Source organism: Mycobacterium sp. (genome assembly GCF_019243155.1).
Classification (GTDB): Bacteria; Actinomycetota; Actinomycetes; order Mycobacteriales; family Mycobacteriaceae; genus Mycobacterium.
In genome coordinates, this window is sequence record NZ_JAFAUS010000471.1 from 1 (window position 1) to 7,590 (window position 7,590).

General features: G+C 64.9%; 8 protein-coding genes. 3 read left to right on the forward strand and 5 right to left on the reverse strand.

Annotation, left to right across the window (positions count from 1 at the left end):
- Positions 1-76: 76 nt before the first annotated feature.
- From JOZ00_RS23765 to JOZ00_RS23785, 5 genes are all read right to left on the reverse strand, one after another.
- Positions 77-502 carry a hypothetical protein gene (locus JOZ00_RS23765; RefSeq protein ID WP_293348994.1) on the reverse strand — a complete coding sequence of 142 codons (426 nt, stop codon included), beginning with the start codon at positions 500-502 and terminating at the stop codon, positions 77-79.
- A gap of 261 nt (positions 503-763) precedes the next feature.
- Positions 764-1,186 (reverse strand): hypothetical protein, encoded by a 423-nt coding sequence (locus JOZ00_RS23770; protein ID WP_293348997.1) that lies wholly within the window; start codon positions 1,184-1,186, stop codon positions 764-766.
- Between the two features lie 406 nt (positions 1,187-1,592).
- A complete protein-coding gene (locus JOZ00_RS23775) occupies positions 1,593-2,450 on the reverse strand; it encodes a carboxymuconolactone decarboxylase family protein (protein WP_293349000.1) in 858 nt (285 codons plus the stop codon).
- Between the two features lie 40 nt (positions 2,451-2,490).
- Positions 2,491-3,864 carry a TldD/PmbA family protein gene (locus JOZ00_RS23780; protein WP_293349003.1) on the reverse strand — a complete coding sequence of 458 codons (1,374 nt, stop codon included), beginning with the start codon at positions 3,862-3,864 and terminating at the stop codon, positions 2,491-2,493.
- Positions 3,861-5,378 (reverse strand): TldD/PmbA family protein, encoded by a 1,518-nt coding sequence (locus JOZ00_RS23785; protein ID WP_293349006.1) that lies wholly within the window; start codon positions 5,376-5,378, stop codon positions 3,861-3,863. The genes JOZ00_RS23780 and JOZ00_RS23785 overlap by 4 nt, the downstream gene beginning before the upstream one ends.
- A gap of 73 nt (positions 5,379-5,451) precedes the next feature.
- Here JOZ00_RS23785 and JOZ00_RS23790 point away from each other — a divergent pair, with 73 nt between their 5' ends.
- The 3 genes from JOZ00_RS23790 to JOZ00_RS23800 form a co-directional block, all read left to right on the forward strand.
- Positions 5,452-6,321, forward strand: a complete 870-nt coding sequence (locus JOZ00_RS23790; protein ID WP_293349015.1) for a sugar ABC transporter permease — start codon at positions 5,452-5,454, stop codon at positions 6,319-6,321.
- Positions 6,308-7,132: a carbohydrate ABC transporter permease gene (locus tag JOZ00_RS23795; RefSeq protein ID WP_293349009.1), complete on the forward strand. Its 825-nt coding sequence runs from the start codon at positions 6,308-6,310 to the stop codon at positions 7,130-7,132. Before JOZ00_RS23790 ends, JOZ00_RS23795 begins: the two co-directional genes overlap by 14 nt.
- A partial coding sequence (locus tag JOZ00_RS23800) for an extracellular solute-binding protein (RefSeq protein WP_293349012.1) occupies positions 7,129-7,590 on the forward strand: 462 nt, incomplete at its 3' end. The genes JOZ00_RS23795 and JOZ00_RS23800, both read left to right, overlap by 4 nt.

The window sequence follows — 7,590 nt, forward strand, 5'->3', positions numbered from 1 at the left end:
AGGAAACGGTAGCCCAATGCCGGAGTGAGTGTCCGCACGGCGGGCACTCACTCAACTGGTCGGATGATCCAACCAATCACGCAGGCGCCGGAGGCGCGGCCTTGCTGGCTTGATCCTTGATCTTGGGAATCAAGTCCGGCGCGTAGACGAAGATCGCCGACTCGACTTCCCACTCTGCCTGGGCCTGACTCATCGGTGTGGTTCGAGTGATCATGTTGATCAACTCCTGGCCCTCGCCATAAGGATTGGAGTTGGCCCGCACCTGGCTCGCGAACCAGCGCCCCTCGGCGGCCTCATTGCAGTCGTTGGTTTCGGTACTGTGCACCATCTTGTTCTGCGCCAGCAGTTTGATGTACTGATCGTCCGCAGGGCTCATGTCGCAGGACGCCGATGCGTGCGGTGCCGACAGCACCGAACCGCCGAACATCGCGGCCCCCAGCGCAACACCGGCGGCGCATCCCGATAGCACCCGACGGCGCAGGCGCGTCTGTGCCGTAGTCATTTCCAAGTCCCCCTTTGAGTGGAAAAGTTGCTGCTGTCCATTATCTCCAATGGAATGAGTACCCACGGACGGCGCGTGGGACTACGCGAAAACTGCAAACAAAAGGTGAACAGCAGTTGATCTAAAGATCAGTGCGAGAAGATCTTTGAAGCCGCGATTGATCCCGGCAGCGAGGTCGAAAAGAAGCGGCACCGACGGCGACGGATCGCCGTCGCTGTCAGTGCCGACAACTTGGTTTAAGTTTGCTGAACTCCTGACCGTTTAAGCCTCGGGCGGGGCGGCCGTCGCGGCCTGGTCCTTGATCTTGGGAAGCAAATCGGGCGCATAGACGAAGATCGCCGACTCGACCTCCCATTCGGCCTGGGCCTGGGACATTCCCGTCGTGCTGGTGATCATGTTGATCAACTCTTGGCCCTCGCCGTACGGGTTAGAGTTAGCCCGTACCTGGTCGGCGAACCAGCGGCCCTCCATGGCTTCGTGGCAGTCGCTGTATGAGGCGTCGTGAACCATCTTGTTCTGAGCCAACAGGTTGATGTACTGATCATCCTGCGCGCTCAGCTGGCAGTTCGCGGATGCCTGCGGCGCCGACAACAGCGAATTACCGATCAGCGCGGCTCCGAGCGCAGCACCGGCGGCCCACACCAGCGACACTCGCACGTGCGAGTGTGTACGGGTGGTTGTCATTTCCGAACCTCCCTCTGCGCGGAAACGCCTAGTGCTATCCGACGCAATCAAGCTACAAATCCTGCAAATATCAGCCAGAAGGCCGCTCGGGTCCGCGGGTACACGGTCACGCGGTCGAATGGTCTTCTAGGCCCGGGCCACGCTGCCATCTCGCCACCGTCACATATATGTTTCACATAAGTCTCGGTGCTCGCGCTAAAAGTAGCGAATTCGCCCAGAAGCAGCGGTAACGATTGCTTGCGCCAGAGTGTACGAATGGTTAACATTCGGTGTTTTCGGTGGGCCGGGGCGGGTCGCTTGGACACCCGGCAAACTACCCCGCAAACGCGGCAAACAGCCCTCGGCGCGACGTCACCGCAGCAACAACCGACGGGCCGGCGGCCAGACGCATCCGCGGCCCGTTTTGCTAGCTAAAAATCGTCTGCCCGTCGGCGCCGAGGAGGTAGCGTTCGGTCCCCTGCTCGACCCGGGGAGCGTCGCCTCCCAGCGATACGGCGACCTTATTGCTGGCATTCCGCATGACGTCGAAGGTGAGCTCTATGGCCTCTACCTCGGAGAACCGGGAGCGCACCTCGGCGGCGTCGTCGGCGACGAGGTGCGCAGGGGTCCAAATTAACGCATCGGTGTAGCGCAGTGCGGCTTTTGCGCGGTCGTCGAGCAAAGCCGACGAATCGAAGTGCTCGATCTCGTCGTACAGCGTTTCCGAACCCCCGGCGTCGAGCGCGTTGCCCTCGCGCAACGACTTGCACAGCCGGCAGTTGTGTTGGGCCGCGCCGCGCAACCGAACCAGCTCCGAGGTGACCGGATCGAGGGTCCGCATTCGAGCCACCGAGAGTAAAAAGTCGTTGAACACCGGATCCGACGGGTCGGTCGTGTGATCCCACGCGATCGGGCCGTTCACCCAACCCAGATACTCCGAGCCGACGCCGAGCGCTTCCAATCCCGCCCGCACTCGCGGAACGAAGTCGGCGATGTACATCTGCACTACGACGCTGAAGGTGCGGTCCCCCAATTGCTTCCACAATCGGGAGCGTTGCTCGCCGGTGATCGCCGAGACGTCGGTGCTGAACTGCTCGGCGAATTCGGCGACGACGGTCTCGGCTTCCGACTGCGGCTCGCCGACTTCGACGGCAGCGGGCAGCGGCGGCAGTGACAACGTCTGCGCGCACACCCGGCGAATCAGCGCCGCAAGGCGTCCATCGCCCGGAGACAGGGCAACGAGGCACGCGAGCAGGTCTTCTCGAACCGAAACCGGTGCCGCCATTCGTCTCACGCTAGAACGCACCCGCCGCGGCGGCAATCGGCTATTGCGCCTGGCTGACCGACGACATGTAGAAGTCCGGTATGCGCAGCGACGGCATCACCGCGCGCGTGGCCCAATCGCCCCATTCTCGCGGCAGCGTCTTCTCGCTTACGCCGGCCTCGGTGGCCCGTCGCAGCAGATCGAGGGGACTCTCGTTGAACCGGAAGTTGTTGACGGCGGCGGTCACTTCGCCGTCTTCGATGAGGTAGACGCCGTCGCGGGTCAGGCCCGTGAACAACAGCGTGGTGGGGTCGACGACGCGGATGTACCACAGCGTGGTCAGCAGCAGCCCGCGCTCGGTGGACGCGATCATGTCGGCCTGGCTGGCGCTCCCGCCGGTCATCAAGAGGTTGTCGGCGGCAACGGCGACGTCGGTCTCGTATTTGGCGGCGGTGGCCCGTGGATAGGCCAACGCGTTGATCACCCCGTCGTGGATCCAGTCGACCTGGGTGATCGCCATGCCGTTGTCGAACACCGACACCTCTTCCGAGGAGTTGCTCACGGCGACGAACGGCGTGCACGCCAGGCCCGGCGCCATCGGATCGGAGAACAAGGTGAGCGGCAGATCGGTGAGCTTCTCCCCCACCCGGGTTTCGCCGCCGGGCGCCGAGAACGCGGTGCGACCCTCTCGCGCCCCGCGGCCGGCCATCGACCACGCCATGTAGATCATCATGTCGGCCACCGTCGACGGCGGCATGATCGTCTCGTAGCGGCCCGCGGGCAATTCGATACTGCGTTTGGCCCAGCCGAGTCGCGTCGACAGCTGCTCGAGCAGCAGATCGGTTGGCACATCGACGAAATCGGGGGTTCCGACGCCGGCCCAGGCACTGGCGTCACCGCGCTTGGCGTTGATCTCGACTGTACCCGTGGGCTGCGTGAAGCGGCGTCGCAATCCCGTCGACGACGCCAGGAACGTCGTCGAAACACCATGCTGCGCAAAGCCGTACAGCCGATCGGTGCCGCCGAAGCCGCGACTCAGGGAATCAGCGACGTCGGCGAAGATCGTGGGGCCGGTCCCGGGAACCGGTGCGTCCCAATCGGCAGGCACCCCGGTGTCTTCCAGCAGCGGCGCGGCATCGCCCGCCTCGGGTGCGGTGCGGGCCGCCTGCTGGGAGGCCGCCACCAGGCCGGGGATCACCCGCGGATCCACCTCGCCGGACACCATTGTGCCGATGCGTGCGCTCGACCCCTGGCGCACCACGGAGATCACCGTGATGCTGCGACTGACCGAAACACCGTTGGTGGTCATTGAATTGCCGGCCCATCGCAGCGTCGCGTCGACTTTGTCGGTGACCAGCACCATGGTCTCGTCGGCGTGCCCGAGCTTGGCCGCCTCATTCAGAACGATGTTGACGACGTGTTGAGGAGTGATCATCGGCCGCCCTCGGTACGGGTGTTGAGCACGTTAACTCCGCGGAACATCGCCGACGGGCAGCCGTGGCTGACGGCCGCGATCTGTCCGGGTTGCGCCTTGCCGCAGTTGAACGCACCGCCCAGCCGCCAAGTCGACGGGCCGCCCACGGCCTCCATCGAGTTCCAGAAATCGGTTGTGGTGGCCTGATAAGCGACGTCGCGCAACTGTCCGTCCAGACGGCCGTCGCGAATCCTGAAGAATCGCTGACCGGTGAACTGAAAGTTGTAGCGCTGCATGTCGATCGACCAGGACTTGTCGCCGAGGATGTAGATGCCGTCCTCGACCCGGCCGATCAGGTCGGCGGTGCTGATGTCCTCGGGAGCCGGCTGCAGCGACACGTTGGCCATCCGCTGAATCGGCACGTGGTGCGGCGAATCCGCGTACGAGCACCCGTTGGAGCGCGGCTGACCCAGCCGCGGGGCGAACACCCGGTCTAGCTGGTAGCCGACGAATATCCCGTCGCGCACCAGATCCCAGCTCTGCGCCGCAACTCCTTCGTCGTCGTAACCGATAGAGGCCAAACCGAATTCGACGGTGCGGTCCGCGGTCACGTTCAGCAGCGGCGAACCGTACCGCATGGTGTTGAGTTTGTCGGGCGTGGCGAACGACGTTCCCGCGTAGGCGGCCTCGTAGCCGATCGCGCGGTCGTATTCGGTTGCGTGCCCGATGGATTCATGAATCGTCAGCCACAGGTTCGTCGGGTCGATCACCAGATCTGTGGGGCCCGCGATGACGCTGGGCGCCTTGACCTTCTCGGCCAGCAGCGAGGGCAGCTCCGCGAGCTCATCTGACCAGTTCCACACCTCGTCGCCGACCAGGACTTCCCAGCCGCGCCCCATCGGGGGTATCAGCGTCCGCATCGAGTCGAAGCTGCCCGCCGCGGCGTCGATGGTCACCGCCTCCAACGTCGGCTGGATCCGGACCCGTTGCTGGGTGATCGACGATCCGAAGGTGTCGGCGTAGAACGTCTGCTCCTTGGCAGCCGTGAGAACAGCCGACACGTGATCGACGCCGTCGGCGCTCAACAGCCGTCCCGAGTAGTCCTCCAAGACCGCGATCTTGTCGGTGGCCGAAACGCCGAACGGGTCGATCCGATAGTTCGAAACCCAGGTCGCATCGGAATACACCGGCTCGGGGGCCAGCTCCACCCGCTCGGTGTTCAGCGCCGCCAGCGTGGTCGCGACGTGCACGGCGCGACGCGCGGTCTCGGCGGCAACCGCGGGTGCCAATTCGGCGTGGGATGCGAACCCCCACGTGCCGTCGACGATCACTCGCACCGCCAGGCCGATCTCGCGATTGACGACCGCGGTCTCCAGCTCGCCGTCCCGCAATTGAATGATCTCGGTGTTGATGCAATGAACTCGCAGGTCGGCGTAGCTGGCTCCGGCCGCTGTGGCCGCCGAAAGCGCGGCTTCGGCGAGCTCGTGACGCGGCAGGGCCAGGAAGTCGGCGTCGATACCCTGGTTCAATGTCACGGCTCCACCGTAACGGCCAGTCGTCACAAACCGCGCCGCCGCCCGCTTTAATACCTTCATGGCCAGCGCCGTACTGAGGAAAGAACCTCGATCCACCGCGCTCGGCTACGCCCTGCTCGCCCCCAGCATGTTCGGTGTTCTCGCCTTTCTACTGCTGCCCATCCTCGTCGTCATCTGGCTGAGCCTTTGCCGCTGGGACCTGCTCGGCCCGTTGCACTATGTGGGCCTGGCCAACTGGCGCTCGGTGTTGACCGACGCCAGCTTCGGCAACTCGCTGATCGTCACGGCGATCTTCGTGGCGATCGTCGTGCCGGCCCAGACGGCACTGGGACTGCTGGCCGCCTCCATGCTGGCCCGTCAGCTTCCCGGTACCGGTTTGTTTCGCACCCTGTACGTGCTGCCCTGGATCTGCGCGCCGCTGGCCATCGCGGTGTTGTGGCGCTGGATCCTTGCTCCCACTGACGGGGCGGTGAGCGCGGTGCTGGGCCACAGCATCGAATGGTTGTCGGATCCCGGCTTCGCGCTGCCGCTCGTCTCGGCGGTCGTCGTCTGGACGAACGTCGGATATGTCTCGCTCTCGTTCCTGGCGGGCCTGCTCGCCATTCCCGAGGACATTCACGCCGCCGCGCGCACCGACGGCGCCACCTCGTGGCAGCGTTTCCGGCGGATCACCCTGCCCATGCTGCGGCCGACGACGTTCTTTGTGCTGGTGACCGGAATCGTCAGCGCCGCACAGGTTTTCGACACCGTCTACGCACTGACCGACGGCGGACCTGCCCGCAGCACCGATCTGGTGGCACACCGCATCTACGCCGAGGCTTTCGGGTCGGCGGCCATCGGGCGCGCGTCGGTCATGGCGGTGGTGCTGTTCGTCATCCTGATCGGCGTCACCATGGTTCAACAGATGTATTTCCGGCGGCGGATCAGCTATGACCTCACCTAGCCGCGTCTCGAACGTGGTGATCTACGCCGGACTCACCGTCGGCGCACTGATCACCCTGGTGCCGTTCGCGCTTGGCCTGTTGACCGCATTCACCTCGGCGCACCAGTTCGCCACCGGAACACCGCTGCAACTGCCGCGACCGCCCACGCTGCGCAATTTCGCCGATCTGGCCGGAGCGGGGTTCGGCCGCGCGGCGGCCGTGACCGCCTTGATGACGGCGGTGATTCTGGTGGGCCAGTTGACCTTTTCGGTGTTGGCCGCATACGCGTTCGCGCGCTTGCACTTTCCCGGCCGCGATGCGTTATTCTGGGTGTACATCGCGACGTTGATGGTGCCGGGGACGGTCACCGTGGTGCCGATGTATCTGATGATGGCCCAGCTGGGCCTGCGGAACACGTTCTGGGCGTTGGTGTTGCCGTTCATGTTCGGCTCGCCGTACGCGATCTTCCTGCTGCGCGAGCACTTCCGGATGATTCCGAACGAGCTGGTCAACGCCGCCCGCCTGGACGGGGCCAACACGCTGGACGTGATCTTCCACGTCGTCATCCCGTCCAGCCGGCCGGTCCTGGCCGCCTTGACGCTGATCACTGTGGTCTCGCAGTGGAATAACTTCATGTGGCCGTTGGTGATCACCAGCGGCCACCGGTGGCGGGTGCTCACGGTGGCGACTGCCGACCTGCAGTCGCGGTTCAACTCGCAGTGGACGTTGGTGATGGCGGCGACGACGGTGGCGATCGTTCCGTTGATCGCCCTCTTCGTCGCTTTCCAGCGTCACATCGTGGCCTCGATCGTCGTCTCGGGGATCAAGTGAGCCGGCCCCGCTTTTCGACGCTGGCGGCCGCAGCGGTGGCTCTGGTCGCGGTGTTGTTGGCCGTGATGGCGGTGCTGCTGGACTACTCCGGCGCACCGGCCGGCGGCAAAATCGTTGTGACCGTGCGGGTGTGGGGCGACCAGATCGCCGCGGCGTATCGGCAGTCGTTCGACGCGTTTACGCGCGCGCATCCCGACATCGAAGTGCACACCAATGTGGTGGCGTACTCGACGTACTTCAACACCCTGCGCACCGATGTCGCCGGCGGCAGCGCCGATGACATCTACTGGCTGTCGAACGCCTACCTGGCCGCCTACGCCGACAGCGGCCGGCTGCTGAACATCGGCTCGGCGCTGGGGCCCGGCGCCGCCTCGGCGTGGGACTCGGCGGTCGTCGACCAGTTCACTCGCGGCGGCGCGTTGTGGGGTGTGCCGCAACTGACCGACGCCGGAATTGCG

Excerpts from the sequence above, each read along its gene's own strand:
- JOZ00_RS23780 (WP_293349003.1), bottom strand. The coding sequence starts at position 3,864 with ATGATCACTCCTCAACACGTCGTCAACATCGTTCTGAATGAGGCGGCC.
- JOZ00_RS23795 (WP_293349009.1), top strand. The coding sequence starts at position 6,308 with ATGACCTCACCTAGCCGCGTCTCGAACGTGGTGATCTACGCCGGACTC.
- JOZ00_RS23775 (WP_293349000.1), bottom strand. The coding sequence starts at position 2,450 with ATGGCGGCACCGGTTTCGGTTCGAGAAGACCTGCTCGCGTGCCTCGTT.
- JOZ00_RS23770 (WP_293348997.1), bottom strand. The coding sequence starts at position 1,186 with ATGACAACCACCCGTACACACTCGCACGTGCGAGTGTCGCTGGTGTGG.
- JOZ00_RS23765 (WP_293348994.1), bottom strand. The coding sequence starts at position 502 with ATGACTACGGCACAGACGCGCCTGCGCCGTCGGGTGCTATCGGGATGC.